At 61.3% G+C, this 18,127-nt stretch carries 15 protein-coding genes; 12 read left to right on the plus strand and 3 right to left on the minus strand.

The window, feature by feature from the left end:
* Window positions 1-181 precede the first annotated feature (181 nt).
* The 9 genes from BUB53_RS06345 to BUB53_RS06385 all read left to right on the plus strand — a co-directional run bounded on the left by BUB53_RS06345 (window position 182) and on the right by BUB53_RS06385 (window position 8,828).
* Window positions 182-994, plus strand: a complete 813-nt coding sequence (locus tag BUB53_RS06345; protein ID WP_073033866.1) for an alpha/beta fold hydrolase — start codon at window positions 182-184, stop codon at window positions 992-994.
* On the plus strand, window positions 991-1,455 hold the full coding sequence (locus tag BUB53_RS06350; RefSeq protein ID WP_073033867.1) for a CoxG family protein: 465 nt from the start codon (window positions 991-993) through the stop codon (window positions 1,453-1,455). The genes BUB53_RS06345 and BUB53_RS06350 overlap by 4 nt, the downstream gene beginning before the upstream one ends.
* Complete coding sequence (locus tag BUB53_RS06355; protein ID WP_084728947.1) at window positions 1,436-2,311, plus strand: FAD binding domain-containing protein; 876 nt, start codon at window positions 1,436-1,438, stop codon at window positions 2,309-2,311. Before BUB53_RS06350 ends, BUB53_RS06355 begins: the two co-directional genes overlap by 20 nt.
* Window positions 2,308-4,599, plus strand: a complete 2,292-nt coding sequence (locus BUB53_RS06360) for a xanthine dehydrogenase family protein molybdopterin-binding subunit (RefSeq protein ID WP_073033868.1) — start codon at window positions 2,308-2,310, stop codon at window positions 4,597-4,599. The genes BUB53_RS06355 and BUB53_RS06360 overlap by 4 nt, the downstream gene beginning before the upstream one ends.
* On the plus strand, window positions 4,596-5,108 hold the full coding sequence (locus BUB53_RS06365) for a (2Fe-2S)-binding protein (protein ID WP_200797776.1): 513 nt from the start codon (window positions 4,596-4,598) through the stop codon (window positions 5,106-5,108). Before BUB53_RS06360 ends, BUB53_RS06365 begins: the two co-directional genes overlap by 4 nt.
* Before the next feature lie 24 nt (window positions 5,109-5,132).
* Entirely contained in the window at window positions 5,133-6,206 is a 1,074-nt protein-coding gene (locus BUB53_RS06370) for an ABC transporter substrate-binding protein (protein ID WP_073033869.1), read from the plus strand.
* A gap of 131 nt (window positions 6,207-6,337) precedes the next feature.
* Window positions 6,338-7,048, plus strand: a complete 711-nt coding sequence (locus BUB53_RS06375) for an ABC transporter ATP-binding protein (protein ID WP_200797777.1) — start codon at window positions 6,338-6,340, stop codon at window positions 7,046-7,048.
* Window positions 7,045-7,905 (plus strand): ABC transporter permease, encoded by an 861-nt coding sequence (locus tag BUB53_RS06380; RefSeq protein ID WP_073033870.1) that lies wholly within the window; start codon window positions 7,045-7,047, stop codon window positions 7,903-7,905. The genes BUB53_RS06375 and BUB53_RS06380 overlap by 4 nt, the downstream gene beginning before the upstream one ends.
* A gap of 197 nt (window positions 7,906-8,102) precedes the next feature.
* Window positions 8,103-8,828, plus strand: coding sequence for a transporter substrate-binding domain-containing protein (locus BUB53_RS06385; RefSeq protein ID WP_073033871.1), 726 nt, complete (start codon window positions 8,103-8,105; stop codon window positions 8,826-8,828).
* Between the two features lie 78 nt (window positions 8,829-8,906).
* On the opposite strand, the gene BUB53_RS06390 is transcribed toward BUB53_RS06385, so the two are convergent.
* From BUB53_RS06390 to BUB53_RS06400, 3 genes are read right to left on the minus strand one after another with little or no spacing between them, the layout of a single operon-like run.
* The gene (locus tag BUB53_RS06390; RefSeq protein WP_229709502.1) at window positions 8,907-12,227 is read right to left on the minus strand and encodes an error-prone DNA polymerase; all 3,321 of its coding nucleotides are present in this window, start codon (window positions 12,225-12,227) and stop codon (window positions 8,907-8,909) included.
* Between the two features lie 56 nt (window positions 12,228-12,283).
* A complete protein-coding gene (locus tag BUB53_RS06395; protein WP_073033873.1) occupies window positions 12,284-13,762 on the minus strand; it encodes a Y-family DNA polymerase in 1,479 nt (492 codons plus the stop codon).
* A complete protein-coding gene (locus BUB53_RS06400) occupies window positions 13,677-14,255 on the minus strand; it encodes an ImuA family protein (RefSeq protein ID WP_073034046.1) in 579 nt (192 codons plus the stop codon). Before BUB53_RS06400 ends, BUB53_RS06395 begins: the two co-directional genes overlap by 86 nt.
* A 250-nt stretch (window positions 14,256-14,505) precedes the next feature.
* Between BUB53_RS06400 and BUB53_RS06405 the strand changes: the two genes are divergently transcribed.
* The 3 genes from BUB53_RS06405 to BUB53_RS06415 are packed head-to-tail and all read left to right on the plus strand — an operon-like array spanning window position 14,506 to window position 18,124.
* Complete coding sequence (locus BUB53_RS06405; protein ID WP_073033874.1) at window positions 14,506-15,537, plus strand: BMP family protein; 1,032 nt, start codon at window positions 14,506-14,508, stop codon at window positions 15,535-15,537.
* Window positions 15,538-17,085: an ABC transporter ATP-binding protein gene (locus tag BUB53_RS06410; RefSeq protein ID WP_073033875.1), complete on the plus strand. Its 1,548-nt coding sequence runs from the start codon at window positions 15,538-15,540 to the stop codon at window positions 17,083-17,085.
* Window positions 17,075-18,124 (plus strand): ABC transporter permease, encoded by a 1,050-nt coding sequence (locus tag BUB53_RS06415; RefSeq protein ID WP_073033876.1) that lies wholly within the window; start codon window positions 17,075-17,077, stop codon window positions 18,122-18,124. The genes BUB53_RS06410 and BUB53_RS06415 overlap by 11 nt, the downstream gene beginning before the upstream one ends.
* Window positions 18,125-18,127 lie beyond the last annotated feature (3 nt).

Here is an 18,127-nt window from a genome sequence, read left to right on the forward strand (position 1 = left end):
GCAGCTTCCAGCCGCGCTCATTACGAAACGTAATACCTAGGTGAAAAGGTTTCGTTTGCGTCGTCAAGGGCTTTTCGATCACCAATGATCAGACGCGGGCGAGTGCATATGCCGGGGCCACCAGCCTTTGCTTCGCGACAGGACTATGTCTGGCGAGGGGTTTGGGAGGGCCTATCGTTTCATGAATGCTTCGACGTCACGATCAATCACGGCGAACGACGGAACGCCGATTGTTTTCGAAACGATTGGAAACGGGCCTGACAAGGTTGCGCTTTGTCATTCGCTTGCGATGGATCGCAATTTCTGGATGCCGGTTGCCGAACGGCTGGAGAAAGACGCCACGGTTCTTATCTGGGATGCGCGCGGACACGGCCAGTCGGGCAAACCGGCGGGTCCGTACACGGTTGAATTATTCGCGGATGATCTCGCGGCGATCTTCGAGGCGCTGAACTGGCAAGACGCAATCGTTTGTGGCGCCTCCATGGGCGGCTGCGTGTCACTTGCATTCGCAGACCGGCACGCGAGCAAGCTTCGGGGGCTTGGTCTTTTCGACACGACCGCCTGGTACGGAGCCACCGCCGAAAGCGACTGGGCCGGGCGGGCGCAAAAAGCCCGTACAGAAGGTCTTGCCGCGTTGGTGGATTTTCAGGTGACCCGCTGGTTTACGGACGACTTCCGAGCCGCAAATCCTCACATCGTCGACATGTGCGTAAAAGCGTTTCTTGCCAACGATCCGGGCGCATATTCGGAGACGTGTCTCATGCTTGGGCGTGCCGATGTTCGTTCGGCCTTACCGAACATCGATGTTCCCGTTCAGATTGCCGTCGGCAGAGAGGATTATGCCACGCCACCCGAAATGGCGCGCGCGCTGCACGAAGCCATACCTGCCTCTGAAATGGAAATCATCGAACGTGGCAGGCATCTCACCCCGCTGGAGCATCCGGACCTCATAGCCGGGTATATTCGCAAGATCATCGAGAGAACCCAGTCATGAAATTCACCGGAGACTTCACCGTTCCCGCAGAGCGATCTGCCGTCTTTGCCCGTTTGCGCGATCACGAACTTCTTGCCGACTGCGTGGATGGAGTTCAGGATGTCGAACCTGTCGATGAGCGCAACTATAAGGTCACGTTGCAAACGCGGCTTGCCTATATCAGGATCGGTTTTGCGCTCGATGTGTCGCTGACGGATATCGACGCGCCATCCTCCATGAAAATCAGGGCGACCGGAAAGCCGTTCGGGATGGTGGGCAGGCTGTCCGGTGATGCCACGCTTCACCTGGCCGAAGCGGAGGATTCAACAATCGTCAGTTACGAACTCGACCTCGCTGTCGCGGGTAAGCTCGGTAGCATCGGGCAACCCGTCTTTCGGGCGAAAGCGAAAGAAATGGAGAAGTCTTTCGTAGAGAAATTCAACGCAACTTTTGAAAGTGAGAATGTCGATGCGCGGCTTTGAAATAGTCCGGCCCACGACGATTGAGCGTGCAATAGAATTGCTTGAAAGCGGCGATCCGGGTGTTCGCCCGTTTTCCGGCGGAACGGCGATCATGCAGATGATGAAAACGGGAATGTTCGTGCCGGAGCGGCTGGTAAGCCTGGCCGGGTTGTCGAAGGAGCACTCAGCGATTTCCGTCGACGGTGAGGGGGGCATGAAGATCGGTGCCATGGCGACGCTGTCGACGCTCGAGCGAAACGACCTGGTGCAGACCTGTTTTCCGGTGCTCGCGCGAACGATGAAAAGACTTGCCAATGTGCGTGTGCGCAACGTGGCGACCGTTGGCGGAGCGCTGTCTCATGGCGACCCGCATATGGATTTGCCGCCCGTTCTTGCAGCCCTCGATGCAATCGCGATCCTCCGCGGGCCGTCAGGGAGCCGTGAGGTTCCGGTCGCCGATCTTTATACCGGCTATTATGAGACCGTTCTCGAACCCGGTGAACTCGTTGCGGAAGTCGTCATCCCGCCATCGGATGGAGCGTCAGCGATCTATCGTAAAACGACATCGCGAACGGCAGACGACTGGCCGATGGTGGGCGTGGCCGCATCCCTTCGGCTGTCAGGGTCCCGTATTTCGAGTGCGCGCGTGATCGTTTCGGCGGCCACTGCGAAACTGCAACGGATTACAGCTGCGGAAGATGTGCTGACAGGGCAGGGGCCGAGCCGGGAGGTCTTTGCGGACGCCGCGCGTGTGGCGTCTGCCCATTCCGATGTCATCGACGACGCTCATGGTTCATCCGTCTACAAATCTGCGTTGGTTGAGATCGAGGTCCGGCGTGGGCTTCGGGACGCATTTGAGGGGGAGACAGCCGAATGAATGTCAGGGCGGACACCGCGAACCGTCAGGTGGGCCGGTCGGTGCCCCGACTCGAGGGACCGGAAAAGGTTTCCGGTCGGGCGAGTTACGTTCACAACATGTCTGTGCCGGGCATGTTGTATGCGAAAGTGGTGCGAAGCACGGTTGCGCACGGTCGAATCCTGTCGATCGACGCGTCCGGTGCATTCGAGATCAGCGGTGTGGAGCATGTCTTTACGGGGTCGGATGTCCAGAAAATCGTTCCCGACCCCTATTTTGGACCTGCTTTTCACGACCAGCCGGTGCTTGCCATCGACAAGGTTCATTTCGTAGGCGAACCCGTGGCGGTCGTGCTGGCGCGGGATCCTTATGTCGCGGCGGAAGCGGCCCAGCAAATCTGGGTTGATTACGAAGAACTGCCGGCGGTTTTCGACGAAGTGGAGGCCATGAAGCCCGACGTCGTCGTTCACGATGAACTGAAGCCTGCCGGGACATTTCCCGATCTCAAGCATCTGATCGGACGTCGGAATACCAATATCGCCCTGGACTATCATCTCAAACGCGGCGATCCCGAACGCGCCTTTGCACAGGCCGCGCATGTGTTCGAACATGAATTCCGGTCGCAGCAGGTCATGCATGTGCCGCTCGAACCGATGGTCGCCCTGGCGGTGGTGTCGCACGACACCATGACCATTCATACAGCCTCGCAAAGCCCGTCCTTTGTACGGACGGAAATCGCGCGTCTGCTGGGATGGTCCGAAAACCGCGTCAAGGTGAAGGTGCCCTTCCTGGGGGGCGGCTTTGGCGCCAAGCTTTATATAAAGCTCGAAGCGCTGGTCGCCTGTGCCGCCTTGCTGGCCAGGGCGCCCGTCAAGCTTATGCTGACAATGGAAGAGCAGTTCTATACGATCACCAAACACGCCAGCACCTTCCGGATCAGAAGCGGCGTGAACAGTGAAGGACGGCTGATCGCGCGCCATTGCGAGGTTCTCTGGAACGGGGGGGCGTTCGCCGATATCGGGCCGCGCGTCACGCAGAAGTCAGGCTTCACGGCTCCCGGACCTTACGACATCGACAATGTGTCGATTGATTCCTACGCGCTCTACACCAACAGGCCTCCGGCGGGGGCGTTGCGCGGGTTTGGTATTCCGCAGCTCGTATGGGCCTATGAGAGCCATACCGACATGATCGCACATGAACTTGGCGTCGATCCGCTCGCGTTCCGTCGCAAGAACATTCTGAAAGGCGACCGACCCCAAGCCACCGGCACGTCCATGAAGGATGCCGCTGTCGAAGGGGTTCTGGAGAGGATCGCGGAACGCATGGACTGGTCCGGCAAGGCACATCGTGAGCCAAGTGGCCCCGGCAAGCGGATCGGCCGGGGATTGGCGATCGGGTTCAAGGCGTCCATCGCACCGACGACGTCGGTGGCAATCGTCACGGTCTCCGCCGACGGGAGCACGATCCTGCAACTTTCCACCGTCGATATGGGGCAAGGTTCGAACACCGCCATGGCCCAGATCGTTGCCGATATCGTGGGGGTCGCCACCGAAGATGTGAAAGTTGTCACGCCCGATACCGATGTCACACCCTACGATATGGCAACGCTTGGATCGCGTTCGACTTTTCACATGGGCCACGCGGTGCGACTGGCGGCTGAGGACGTGCGGGCCAAGCTTGCGGACATGGCGAAAAGCGTGGGTGAAAGCCTGGCAACGACAGAGCGCATCGGTGATCTCTTCAAGAAGAAATACGGCATGCAGGCGGGAAACGCGGTTGGTGTCGGGACCTATATTCCCGAATACAAATCGCCCGATCCTGAAACCGGCCAATCCGACAAAATTACGCCGTTCTGGATGATCGGTGGAACGGGTGTCGAACTCGAAGTCGATACGGAGACCGGAAAATACCGCATCCTTAGAATGATAAATGCCGCGGACCTGGGCACGCCGCTAAATCCGAAAATCGTCGAGTCTCAGCTTTCCGGTGCGGCGATGATGCAGCTCGGCTTCACGATGTTCGAGGAAATGCGTTTCGATGGCGGGCAGGTCACAAATGCCTCCCTCGCCGATTACAAAATCCCCGGAATACAGGATGTGCCGCAGACGATGGAGAATGAAATCGTCGAGGCGCATCAGCATAATGGTCCATTCGGTGCCAAAGGAGTTGGCGAAAGCGCGACATTCGGCGTTTCGCCTGCGATCGCCAACGCGCTTTTCGATGCGGCGGGTGTTCGCATCACGAGCTTACCCATCACGCCGGAGGCGGTTTTCCACGCTATACGCGCGCAGGAAGAAGGTGCAGGATGATGGAGAAGGTAAATCTTGACGGCGCAGTCGTGAACCGCATTCGTTTCAAGCTGAACGGGCGCGAAAAGAATCTGGATGTCGCTTCTCATGAGAACCTCGTGGACCTGCTCGTTCGCCTCGACCATTTCAGTGCGCGGGAAAGCTGCGGGCAGGGACTGTGTGGATGCTGTACCGTGCTCGTCGATGAAATCCCGGTCTCGGCGTGTTTGACGCTGGCGCAACTTGTCGATGGCAGTGAGGTCAAAACCGCCGAGGGGCTCGCCCCTCCGGGCGAACTCGACTTTGTGCAGCGGGCCTTTATCGAGGAGGGCGCGTTTCAGTGTGGATTTTGCACGCCGGGTTTCGTCATGATGACGCATGCTCTTCTGAAGGAAACCGTTGATCCCAGTGAAACCGAAATCCGCGAGTACCTGGCCGGTAACCTGTGCCGCTGCGCCGCCTATCCAGAAATTATACGCGCTGTGAAAACCGCCGCGCGCAATCGTCCAGAACGGACAGAGAAACCGTGAAGGCATATACAAGGAGGAAGTACTATGACCATAACACGCAGACAATTCGGAGTTTACACAGGCGCCCTTGGTTTGAGCAGCGGACTGGGGTTCAGTGTTCTCGGCTCCAGATCGGCGCGCGCGCAGGATATCCGTTTCGAGGCATCCAGCGGCATGCCGGTAAAGTCGATCAGCTATGTCGCGCAGGACATCGCCATAGCAAACGGGTACCTTGCTGAGGAGGGGATGGAACTCGAGATCATCAATGCCGGTGGCGGATCGAATCTCAGAGATCTCGTCGGTTCCAGACAGATTGAGTTCGGTGTCGCGGACTCTGCTCATCCGCTGAAGTTGACCAGCCGGAATCGGCCGGCCAAGATTCTGCTCTCGCTGGATAGCCGCTCGCCACTTGTGAGCATAGTCATTCGGCAGGAACTGTATGATCAGGGGATCGACAGCCTGGAGAAGCTGGCCGAGTGGAAGAGGCCCGACGGCAGCGCCCCGAATTTCGGCGTCACGTCGCTCGGAGGCGGGCAGCATACCTATCTCTCCTACCTTGCGGAGAAAAAAGGGATCGAAGACCGGTTTACCTGGCTCGCCGGTGGCGGGGAGTCGACGATCCTTGGAGGATTGTCCACCGGTCAGTTCGATGCCATCGCGTCGATGCCCAACCTCTCCTTCATTTCCAAAGAGCGCAACTGGGGCCAGGTCGTGTTCGATGTGAGCGACGATCAGCAATGGGCCGACGCTTTCGGGGGGGAGGTTCCCTCAACGGTGGGGTTCTGTCTCCAGGAAACGATCGAGGAAAATCCCGAGATGGTACAGGCCTATGTCAATGGCATGTATCGGGCTCTGAAGTGGTTGAACGAATCCTCTGTAGACGAAATCTATGAAGCGGTCGCGCCCCTGTACCTGGGTGATTTCGATGAAGAGACAATCCGCCGCGAGATCGAGTTTCTGGAGCCGATTCACAGTAAAGACGGTGCGGTTCAGAAAGACCAGTTCGCAAATCTAGCACCGATCTTGTTTCGGGAAATGACGGCGATGAGCGAGGTCAGCTACGAGGATGCCGTCGATACTACGTTCCTTGAAAAAGCACGTCAGGAATACGGTGGATGAGCTCCATGTCTCCAAATCCTGCATCGCTGCCGACCTCCGGGCCGGCAGCGAGTAAGCCGACTCGCATAAGCACCCGGAATCTGTCGAAGGTTTTCGGAACCGAGGACAATCAGGTGGTCGCTGTCGAAGATGTGGACCTCGATATCAGGGAGGGGGAGTTCGTTTCCCTTCTGGGGCCGTCAGGATGCGGCAAGAGTACGCTCCTCAACATGATTGCCGGGTTGATCCCGTCCAGTTCGGGAACGATTTCTCTTGATGGTGAAGAACTCGAAGCAGATCATTTCAGCCCCAAGCTCGGGTATATATTCCAGCGTGACACGACGGTCCCCTGGCGGTCAGTGAAGAAGAATATCGGTTTCGGTCTTGAACTGGCGGGTGTCGACAGCAAGACCTACAATCGAAAGGTCCGCGATGCGATTGCCCAGGCGCGGCTTACCGGCTTTGAGAATGCGTTTCCCGCCATGCTTTCGGGGGGCATGCGTCAGCGTGTGTCCTTAATGCGGACGCTTGTCATGGAACCTGAGATACTGCTGATGGACGAGCCTTTCGGAGCGCTCGATGCGCATACCAAGATCGACATGCACCGCTTGTTGCTCGATATCTGGGAACGTCAACATCAAACGGTTGTTTTCGTCACCCACGATCTTGCCGAGGCCCTCACCCTTTCGGATCGGATTATCCTTCTGTCCTCCCGTCCGGGGCGCGTGAAAGAAGTTTTCGAGGTCGGTTTCGAGCGGCCACGAGACGCCGTGACCCTGCGTGAGACCGATGAGTATTCCAGACTTTTCTCGCATATCTGGCATTCTCTGGGCGAGGAAATGAACACAGTAGGTTCGCAATGACAGGCCGCTCTTCAGTTGTTTTCGTCCAGCTCGCAATCATCCTCTTTACCCTTGCCGTGTGGCAATGGGCATATGATCTTCGTCCCTATGCCAAGTGGTTGATCCCTGATTTTCTGGACCCCTATTTCATCTCGAAGCCCTCGGAGATATGGACGCAGTTGTTGCGGCTGTCCTGTCTGACCAGTTTCGACGGCACCTGGATTTTCGGCAAGGAGGACGGCACGCTTGCCTGCCTGGCCGCTGATGACAACAATCTTTTCGCCGCCACGCTGGTTACGCTGAAAAACACGCTTTGGGGCTTTGCGATCGGTGTCAGTTCGGGCTATGTCGTGGGGCTTCTGCTGGGGCGCTCGCCGTTCCTGTCCAGCGTTTTCGAGCCCTTCCTGATCGCCTTCAATTCCATTCCGAGGATCGCTCTGGTTCCGCTCGTCGTGATGATGTTCGGTATCGGCGATACATCTAAGATCGTGACCGCGTGGTTGCTCGTCTTCTTTCTGGTGTTCTTCAACACCTTCGAGGGAGCCCGTCAAGTGGACCGTTCGCTGCTCTCGATGGCGCGCCTGCTACAGGCAAAGGAGTGGCAGGTGACAACCAAAATCATCATACCGTCCACTTTGACCTGGGTTTTCGCGTCTTTGACCCCGTCGATCTCGTTCGCGCTCATTGGCGTCATCGTCGGCGAATTCATCGGCGCGCGCCAGGGTCTGGGGCGGATCATGATGGAAGCGCAGGCCAGAGGCCAATCCTCGGTTATGATGGCAACCGTCATCGTCCTGATGATCATTGGCGTGACCCTTGCGCTGGGAGTGAAGGCGTTGCAGTCGTATCTGTTGCGCTGGCAGGACGAGGCCCGATGAGGTTTGCGTGTATGTCGCTACAGGAAGAGCGGAACGCGTGTGGGTGCGCAGGGTGTTATCGTTGCGAACCCATCGGTCTTTCGCCCGGAACGGCTGCATATGTTGCAACCGCTTTACAGGTATCGCCCGGGCAGGCCGCACTTGGAGCCTAGCATGGAAACGGGTCTGTTTCGGCTTGCGGAACATGGGAAACCAACATGATCGAACCGGACGATGAGATGTTGTCGGAGCTTGCGCCCCATCAGGTGTTGCGGGTCGCGCTTAATCACGGAAACTTCCTGCTTGTCGGCAGGGACGAATACCGGAAACCCGTGGGCATCAGCGTCGAGTTGGCGCGCGATTTGGCGGAGCATGTCGGGCTGTCTTTCGAGTTTATCGAATTCGAGCGTGCGGTGGATGTTGCCTCGTCGGCTATGGACGATGTTTGGGATGTCTGCTTTCTGGCCGTTGATCCGAAACGCTCCGAGACGATCGCGTTTACCAAGCCTTATGTGTGCATTGACGGTTCTTATCTTGCAGGGCCGGGGTGTCTGGCTGAAACCGCGCATGAACTTGTCGCCTCGGGGGCGACGGTCGGTAGCGTTTCCGGGAGCGCATACACGCTGAAGCTTGCGAGGCTGCCGGGGAGCGAGAATGTTCGCCCCCTGGAAAACATGAAAACAGCGGTAGAGTACCTGAGGTCGGGGAGGGTCGATGCGATTGCCGGTATCCGCCAGGCGATGATGCACGAAGCCGAGGCTGTTCCCGGCGCTCGCGTACTTCAACCGCCATTCATGGAAATACGGCAGGCCATGGGAACGCCGCATGGCCGTTCTCTGGCCATATCCGTTGTTTCGGATTTTCTGGCAAACGCGATCGGAAGTGGGCGTGTCGGCGACATTCTCGAACGCCACGGTGTTTCGCGCGACTGCGTTCCGGGGTGACGTGGTGAATGTCGGCGACAGGGGCCGGTTTCGGTCGGCCGTCCTGCCGCGGGTCTGTTGGGGCAGGGGCCGGTGTTTCTAATGAAAATCCCGGCTTGGAAACAGGCGCTTGGCCTGCTCCCTCGGATGCATGGCGCGGGGGGCTGGCAAGGGGCGTGGCGCGGTGTCGGTTTGCGGAGTTGTCTGGCCAATGGTGTTTTCCATCGGGTGGCCGAGATCGGACAGGCGGGGCGAGAGGTCTTCGATCTGCCGGGCGATCAGATGCACGACAATGCCTTCGCGTTGCAGATGGCCCGTTACACGCAACAGCCGCCCGCCCATGACGATCCGGCGGAAGCGTTCATAGGTTTTGGGCCAGACCACCACGTTCGATACGCCTGTCTCGTCCTCCAGTGTCAGGAAAATCACGCCGGATGCCGTGCCGGGGCGCTGACGGGTGATGACGAGGCCGCAGACGCTGACCTGTCCGGGCGGTACGGTTGCCAGCTTGTCGTGCGGCGTCAGGCCGGGGATCGTGGGGCGCAGCAATTCCACCGGGTGCGCCCGCAGGGTCAGGCGCATGGAGACATAATCCTCGACCACCTCTTCGCCCAGATGCATCGGCGGCAGCACCACTAATGGCTCGCGGATGGTTTCGCCGTCAATCGGATCGTTGAACAGGGGCAGGGGGGCCTGCCCCCGGATCGCGCGCACCTGCCAGAGCGCATCGCGCCGGGTCAGCCCCATATCCGCGAAGGCATCCGCCTCGGCCAGCCGTTCCAGAACCGAAGGGGCCACCCCGGCCCGCAGCCAGACGGATTGAGGATCGCGATAGCCATTGCCACGGGCGGCCACGATCCAGCCGGCGTCTTCTTCCTTGAAGCCCTTGATCTGGCGAAAGCCCAGGCGCAGGGCCAGCGCCCCGTCGGCGCGGCGTTCCAGCGTGTTGTCCCAATGGCTGGCGTTCACACAGACGGGGCGCAGCTCGACCTGATGGTCGCGGGCATCGCGCACGATCTGGGCGGGGGCATAGAACCCCATGGGCTGGGAGTTCAGCAAGGCGCAGGCAAAGACCGCGGGATGATGGCATTTCAGCCAGGCCGAGACATAGGCGAGCAGGGCAAAGGCCGCCGCGTGGCTTTCGGGAAAGCCGTAATCGGCAAAGCCTTCGATCTGCCCGAAACAGCGTTCCGCGACCTCCTGGGCGTAGCCGTTGCGGAGCATTCCGGCGATGAACTTGTCCCGATGCTCGCCAATCGTGCCCATGCGCCGGAACGAGGCGAGCGAGCGGCGCAGGTGATCGGCCTCTTCGGCGGTATAACCCGCCCCGACCACGGCGATTTGCAGCGCCTGTTCCTGAAACAGCGGCACACCGAGCGTGCGCCGCGTCACCGCTTCCAGTTCGGGGCCGAACGGTTCTGCCTTTTCCAGCCCTTGCCGTCGTTTGATATAGGGCTGCACCATGCCGCCCTGAATGGGGCCGGGGCGCACGATGGCGACCTCGATCACCAGATCGTAGAATTCGCGCGGTTGCATCCGGGGCAGGAAATTCATCTGCGCCCGGCTTTCGACCTGAAACACGCCGACCGCATCGGCCACGCAAAGCATGTCGTAGGTGGCGGTGTCCTCTTGCGGAACGGAGGCGATGGTGAGGTTTTCGCCCATATGCGTCTGCATCAGATCGAAGGCCTTGCGGATGCAGGACAGCATGCCAAGCCCCAGCACGTCCACCTTGAGGATACCCAGCGTGTCGATGTCGTCCTTGTCCCACTCGATGATGGTGCGATCCTCCATCGCCGCATTCTCGATGGGGGCCAGTTCATCGAGCCGCCCCCTGGTGATGACGAAGCCGCCGACATGCTGCGACAGGTGACGGGGAAAGCCGATGATCTCGCCGATCAGGCGGATGGTCTGGGCAAGGCGGCGGTCGGTCGGGTCGAGGCCGAGTTCTCTGATGCGCTCGGGGTCCGCGCCGCCATTGGACATGCCCCAGATTTGACCGGAGAGTCCTGCCGTCACGTCCTGCGACAGCCCCATGACCTTGCCGACCTCGCGGATGGCGGCACGGCTGCGGAAATGGATCACCGTTGCGCAAAGCCCCGCGCGGTGGCGGCCGTATTTTTCATAAATCCACTGGATGACCTCTTCGCGCCGCTCATGTTCGAAATCCACGTCGATATCGGGCGGCTCACCGCGGTGTTTCGAGATGAAACGTTCGAACACCATGGCGATCTGATCTGGCGATACATCGGTAATGCCCAGCAGATAACAGAGGATCGAATTGGCTGCCGAGCCACGCCCCTGACAGAGAATGCCGCGTGAGCGGGCGAACTGAATGATGTCATGGACGGTCAGGAAATAGGCCGGAAAGCCCAGTTCCGCGATGAGTTTCAATTCCTTTTCCATCAGATCGTGAACCCGTTGAGGCGCGCCATTCGGATAGCGCCGTTTCAGGCCATCCTGTGCCAGTCGCTCCAGCCGTGCTTGCGGGGGTTCGCCCTTGGATATTTCATCCGGGTATTCGTAGCTGAGTTCGCTCAGGCAGAAACTGCACCGGGCGGCGATGTCCAGCGTGCGGCGCAGGGCGGCGGGGTGATTGCGAAACACCCGTCCCATATCGGCGTGACCTTTGAGGCGGCGCTCGGCATTGGGCAGGGCGCGGGTGCCGATCCGATCAATCGTGATATGTTCGCGCATGCAGGTCAGCACATCGGCCAGTTGACGGCGTGAGGCCCGGTGCATGAGCACGTCCCCGACCGCGACCATCGGGGCCGACGTTCCGAGCGCCAGACGGGCGCAGGCGTTCAGATAGGCCTGATCGGACCCGTCATAGCGCGGGGCCGCCCCCAGAAAGACATGGCCGGGGAAATTCCGCTGCATCTGCCGGATATGTGGCGCGGCGGCGTCCAATCCGCCCTGTGGCAGGGCGATCAGGATCATACCGCCGCAGCCATCCTGCAAATCGGCCCGGTCAAGGTGGCAATCGCCTTTGCCCGCCCGCCGCTTGCCCAGGGTCAGCAGGCGGGTCAGCCGCCGATAGGCCGCGCGATCCCGTGGCAGGGCGATCCAGTCCACCGGGCTGTCGCGCAGCACCAGACGGCATCCGACGATCAGTTTCGGCAAGTGCGCCGCATCTGGCCGCTCAATCGGGGTGGCCTGGCCGATTTCCCGGCGTGAACATTGGTCGATCCGGTGTTGCGAGCGGATGCGAACGGCCTTCTCGACACCCCGCCGAAGCTCTGTCAGCGCCCGATAGGCGCGTACCACTCCGGCCAGTGAATTGCGATCCGTAACGGCAATGGCGGACAGGCCGAGTTCGGCGGCGCGAACGATCAGCTCCTCGGGGTGGGACGCCCCGGTGAGGAAGGTGAAATTCGTCGTCACGCAGAGCTCGGCGTAACCGGCTTTTCCCTGGTTCATGAGCAAGTCATCGAAACGGGCGGCCTCGACCTGTCGCTGATCCCGGACGATTTCGATCATGCGAATTCCCCCTGCACGAACCAGCCCGGATTTTGCGGTGTGTAGAACAACCAGAGCCGCCGCCCCTGACGGGTTTCCACATGCCAGTAATCGCGCAATCCGCTGCGCCAGTTTTCATCCGGGAGCCACCATTCCGGGGCGATGCGCTCCGGCCCCGTGGCCCGTGCCGTGGTCAGGGATATGCGCCGCCAGCGAAACCGCTCGGGGGGGCGCGGCCTGGTTCCGGCGATGGGTTCCGGCGGGAACAGGCGCACAGGACGCGGGCGCAGCGCGACCCATGGCCCGCCCGGTTTCGAACAGGCCGCTGCGGCAATGATGAAGCCGCGTTCGGGGATGTGGCTGTCGGCGGGCAGGAAGCGCTGCACGTTCTCCAGACCGATCCGGGTGCCGATGCGGCTGATGAGGTCGTTCAGCCTGTCCGTTCGGCCCGAGGACATATGGCTGATCTGATGCACGGGCAGCGGTTCGACCTGCGTCGCCTCGAGGCGCATCTGGTCGATGCCGTACCCGGCGTCGATCTCGCCCACGCCACGTTCGAACAGCGGCAGGATACGGGCCGCATCCCGCAGCGGGCCTGCAAGGCGCAATTCGACGGTCAGGGCCTCCTGATCGACCCGGCGCAGGGTCAGGCGCAATGCCCGCGCGCCGGTTTCCCGTGCCTTCAGTCTGGCGCAGAGCCGGTCCAGCAGACGGGATGTTCCGGCCATGACATCATCGAACAGGCCAATCGGATCGGGCAGGCTCATCCGTGCCGCGTAATGGGGCGGATCGGCCAGCGGGGCGATCTGTTCCGGCTGGCGGCCAAGGGCCTGATCCAGCCGCAGCAACAGGTCCAGCCCGAAACGGCGGGCCAGCGGGGCACGCGCCGCGCCTTCCAGATCGCCGATCGTGCGCAGGCCAAGACGTTGCAGGGCGATGACCGTCTTGCCGTCCAGCCGCAGCGCGGCGACGGGCAGGCCTGTCAGCGTATCGAGGGGCTGCCCTGTCTCTGCCCGGCCTTCTCCGAAACGGGCCAGTGCCCAGGCCGCTCCGCGCGTATCGCCCAGCCCGATCCGGGCGGTCAGCCCGGCACGGTTCAGCCGTTGGCGCATGTCGGACAGCATCATCGGTTCGCCGCCGAACAGATGCGCCGATCCGGTGATGTCCAGCACCAGCCCATCGTCACCTTCGATGCCGACCCACGGGCAATAGCGCGTGGCCCAGCGGCGCAGCACGTGCAGGAACCGGGCATCGCCGACCGGGTCCGCCGGGCGGCTGTGCAGGGCGGGGCAAAACGCCCGCGCATCGGCGAACGGCATTTCCCGGTGCAGTCCTTGCCGCTCGGCCTCGGGATTCAGGCAATAGAGCCGCTCCGCATTCGCCTGCCTGAGCGTCAGGGCAAAGGGGCCATCAATCGGATGCGCCCGCAGAACCCGGTCGCTCGCCAGCCGGGGAAACCACATCGAGACGATGCGACGTTGCATTCCATCGAACATGCCAAGACCCAAGTGTTCCCGATTTGTTCTTAATAATTTTCCAGCGCATCAGAGTCGAGTCCCCGGCATCGAAAACCGGCGTGCAGTGCCACCGTGTTTCCGCCGCGTTGCTTCCCATGCCTTCGGGAATCAGGCACAGCCCCGTCGTGTTTCCTGCCTTCGCGGCAAGCTGCAACCGCCGCCCCTCGCGCAGGTTGAGCGGGCGGGTGATTTCGAGGGTGACAAGCGGCACCGATCCATCCCTGAGCGCCTCTTCCGCGACGGCCAGAGTTTCCGTCTGGTCCCCGGTCTGGGCCAGAAGCAAGTGCGCCGGATCGAAAAACACGGACAGGCCCACAGGGTTTATCATCTCTCCCAGCCACCTTTCGCGCACCCAGAGTACAGGCCTGGCCCGACTTGCAGCGATAGCCGCAAAACTCACGGCGCCCGGTCCGCATGCTTCGTGAACACGCGCTTTGCGTAGGGGCAGGGGGATGTCGGTAGTCGAGGTCATGTGGAGCATCATAACGAGAGGCGATGCCTCTGCACCACCATGAATGCGCCCGGACCCGTCATAGTCATGATTGACCCTTGTTATGCCGGGCGTCTAAACTTTGGGCAGAACCCGCCATTTCGCATAAAGAGTAGTCTTGGGCTTCGACTTGTGACCATTGGCGCGGCCTTCTATTGGCAGACGCCCGGTTTGCGTTTACCATTTGGTCAAACAATCGAGGCGCGCCTCGTTCAACAGGGGGATCAGTTCCATGAATCAATCACGCAATACCAAGTCGTTCGGCCTGACGCGCCGGCGCTTTCTGGGCACCACCGCCGGCACCGCGCTGCTGGTTGCCGCGGGCATGCCCGGTGCGCTCGAGGCGGCGGAGCCTCTTAAGGTGGCGGGCATCTACACCGTGCCGGTCGAACAGCAATGGGTCAGCCGCATTCACAAGGCGGCGGGCATCGCGCAGGAGCGCGGCGATATCGACTATGTCTTTTCCGAGAATGTATCGAACACCGACTATGCGCGCGTGATGCGTGAATATGCCGAACAGGGCTATCAACTGATCATCGGCGAGGTCTTCGCGGTCGAGCAGGAGGCGCGCGAGGTGGCGGCCGAATATCCCGACATCGCCTTCCTCATGGGCTCCAGTTTCAAGCAGGACGAGGCGCTGCCGAATTTCGCGGTTTTCGACAATTACATTCAGGACGCCTCATACCTGACTGGAATCATTGCAGGTTCGATGACCGAAACCGGCAATATCGGCATGGTCGGTGGGTTCCCGATTCCCGAGGTCAACCGCCTGATGCATGCCTTCATGGCGGGCGCGCGCGAGATGAACCCGGAGATCACCTTCCAGGTCAGTTTTATCGGCAGCTGGTTCGATCCGCCGAAAGCCAAGGAAACCGCCTTTGCGATGATCGAGAACGGTGCCGACATGCTGTATGCCGAGCGTTTCGGCGTGTCCGACGCGGCGAAGGAAAAGGGCGTTCTGGCGATCGGTAACGTGATCGACACGCAGGCCGATTATCCCGAAACGGTCGTCGCCTCGGCCATCTGGCATTTCGAGCCGACCTTGGACAAGGCGATTGCCGAGGTTCGGGCGGGTACGTTCGCGGCGGCGGATTACGGTGTGTATTCCTTCATGAAGGAAGGGGGCTCTTCGCTGGCGCCGCTCGGGACGTTCGAGGGCAAGGTTCCGCAAGAGGCGATGGACCTCGTCAACCAGCGGAGCGAGCAGATCAAATCGGGTGAATTCACCGTCGAGATCAATGACGAAGAACCCAAGTCCTCGTAAATGACGGGCGCAGAGGCCGCGCAGGTCGTCCTGCGCCTTGACTCCATTACCAAGCGGTTTGGCAAGCTGGTCGCGAATGACGCGGTCAGCTTGTCGCTGCGCGAGGGGGAGGTGATCGCCCTTCTGGGTGAAAACGGCGCGGGCAAGACCACGCTGATGAATATTCTTTTCGGCCAGTACACGGCCGATGAGGGGGCGGTCGAAGTGTTCGGGCAAACCCTGCCTCCGGGCAATCCACGCGCTGCGCTGGATGCCGGGGTGGGTATGGTGCACCAGCATTTCACGCTGGCCGACAACATGACCGTTCTGGAAAATATCACGCTCGGGACGCGGTCGCTTTTTTCCCCGCGGCTCGACCGTGCGGCGGCGCGCGACAAGCTGGCGAAGCTGTCTGCCGATTTCGGCCTTCAGGTTCATCCCGACGCCAGGGTGGGCAGCCTGACGGTGGGCGAACGCCAGAGGGTGGAGATCCTCAAGGCGCTCTATCGCGACGCCCGCATCCTGATCCTGGATGAGCCGACCGCCGTATTGACCCCGCAGGAGACCGAGGATCTTTTCGCCACCCTGCGCAAGGCGGTGAAGCTGGGCCTGTCGGTGGTGTTCATCTCGCACAAGCTGCACGAGGTGATGGCGATTTCCGACCGGGTGCTGATCCTGCGGCATGGCAGGCTGGTGGCCGAGCGCCCGATTGCGGAGGTGGACGAGGAAACGCTGGCCGCGCTGATGGTCGGCTCGGAGGTCAGCGCGCCCAGGGTTGCCGCCGGGCAGCCCGGTGCGGCGCTGTTGCGATTGCACGAGGTCACGACGCCGGACCGTGGCAGCGCGCCGGGGCTCAAGCGGGTGTCTCTGTCGCTTCATGGCGGCCAGATCACCGGCCTTGCCGGTGTGTCGGGCAACGGGCAGGGGGAACTGGCCGACCTGATCGGGGGATTGACCGGGCCCGATACCGGGCGGCTGGAACTCGACGGCGCCCATCTGCAAAGCTGGTCCCCGCGCGAGGCGGTGCATGCGGGCATCGCCCGCATTCCCGAGGACCGCCACAAGACCGGCACCATCGCCGAATTCGACCTGATCGAAAACGCGATTCTGGAATCCTATGCGCGGCCCCCCTATAGCCGCTCGGGCTGGATGAACTGGGGACGGGCCGAAGCGTTCACGCGCGAGATTATCGACACTTACGACGTGCGCTGCCCCGGACCGGGCACGCGCATCCGGCTTTTGTCGGGGGGGAACATGCAGAAACTGATCCTCGGCCGCGTGCTCGAGGCGGACCCGCGCATCATCCTTGCCAACCAGCCGGTGCGCGGCCTCGATATCGGCGCGGTGAACTACGTGCATTCGCAACTGTTGGCGGCGCGTGATCGCGGTGCCGCCGTGTTGCTGATTTCCGAAGATCTCGACGAGATCATGGCGCTGTCGGACGTGATCCATGTCATTTCCGAGGGTCGCCTGTCCCCCGGTTTTGCGCGCGGTACGATGACGCCTGCGGAACTGGGCGTGTGGATGGCCGGACAGGGCTTCGAAAAGGAGACGGCTCATGCGTCTTGAACCCGTCGCCAATCCGTCGCTTTTGCGGACCACCGTGCCGCCGGCCATCGCCATCGGTTCGACCGTGGTGATTGCATCGCTTCTGGCGATGGCGGCGGGGGCCAACCCGTTTTCGGTGCTCGGCCTGATCCTCAAGGGTGCGTTCGGATCGAAATTCGCGCTTCTGGAAACGCTCAACCGCGCCACGCCGCTTATCTTTACCGGGTTGTCCGTGGCCGTGGCCTTTCGCGCGCGGCTGTGGAATATCGGGGCCGAGGCGCAGCTTTACGCCGGGGCGCTGATCACCGTGGTTTTGGGCACCGGACTGCTGCAATGGGGCGCTTTCGCGCTTTTGCCGACACTGGTCATCGCCTCGGTTCTGGCGGGGGCGCTGGTGCTGCTGGTGCCTGCGCTTCTGAAGGTGCGTTTCGGCGTGGATGAGGTGGTGACCACGCTCTTGTTCAACTTCATCTTCCTGCTGTTCATTTCGATGCTGCTGGAGGGGCCACTCAAGGACCCGATGGGCATGGGCTGGCCCAAGTCCGAGCGCCTCATTTCGGAGGCCCGCCTGCCGCGTATCGTAGACGGGTTGCGCCTGCATTGGGGGTTTGCGCTGGCGCTGATCGCCGCTGTGGTGGTCTGGGTGATCGAGCGCCGCACGACGCTTGGGTATGAAATGCGGGCTGTGGGGCTCAACCGCGAGGCGGCGGGGTTTGCGGGTATTCCGGTCAATACCGTGCTGATCAAGACGGCGCTCTTGTCGGGCGGTCTGGCCGCGCTGGCCGGGTTTTCCGAGGTGGCGGGGCTGAAGGGGAACCTGACGCTCGATCTCAGCCCCGGCTTTGGCTACACCGGAATCGTCGTGGCGATGCTGGCGCTGCTCAATCCGCTGGCGGTGATCGCGGCGGCGCTTTTCGTGGCCGGGATTTTCGTCGGGGCCGACAGCATGAGCCGGGCGGTTGGCGTGCCGAGCTATCTGGCCGATATCATGCTGGCCACGGCGCTGCTGTTGATGGTGCTGGCGATCCTGCTGACCCGGTTCCGCGTGGTGAGGGAATAGGTG

Source organism: Roseovarius pacificus, from assembly GCF_900142665.1.
Taxonomy (GTDB): Bacteria; Pseudomonadota; Alphaproteobacteria; order Rhodobacterales; family Rhodobacteraceae; genus Roseovarius; species Roseovarius pacificus.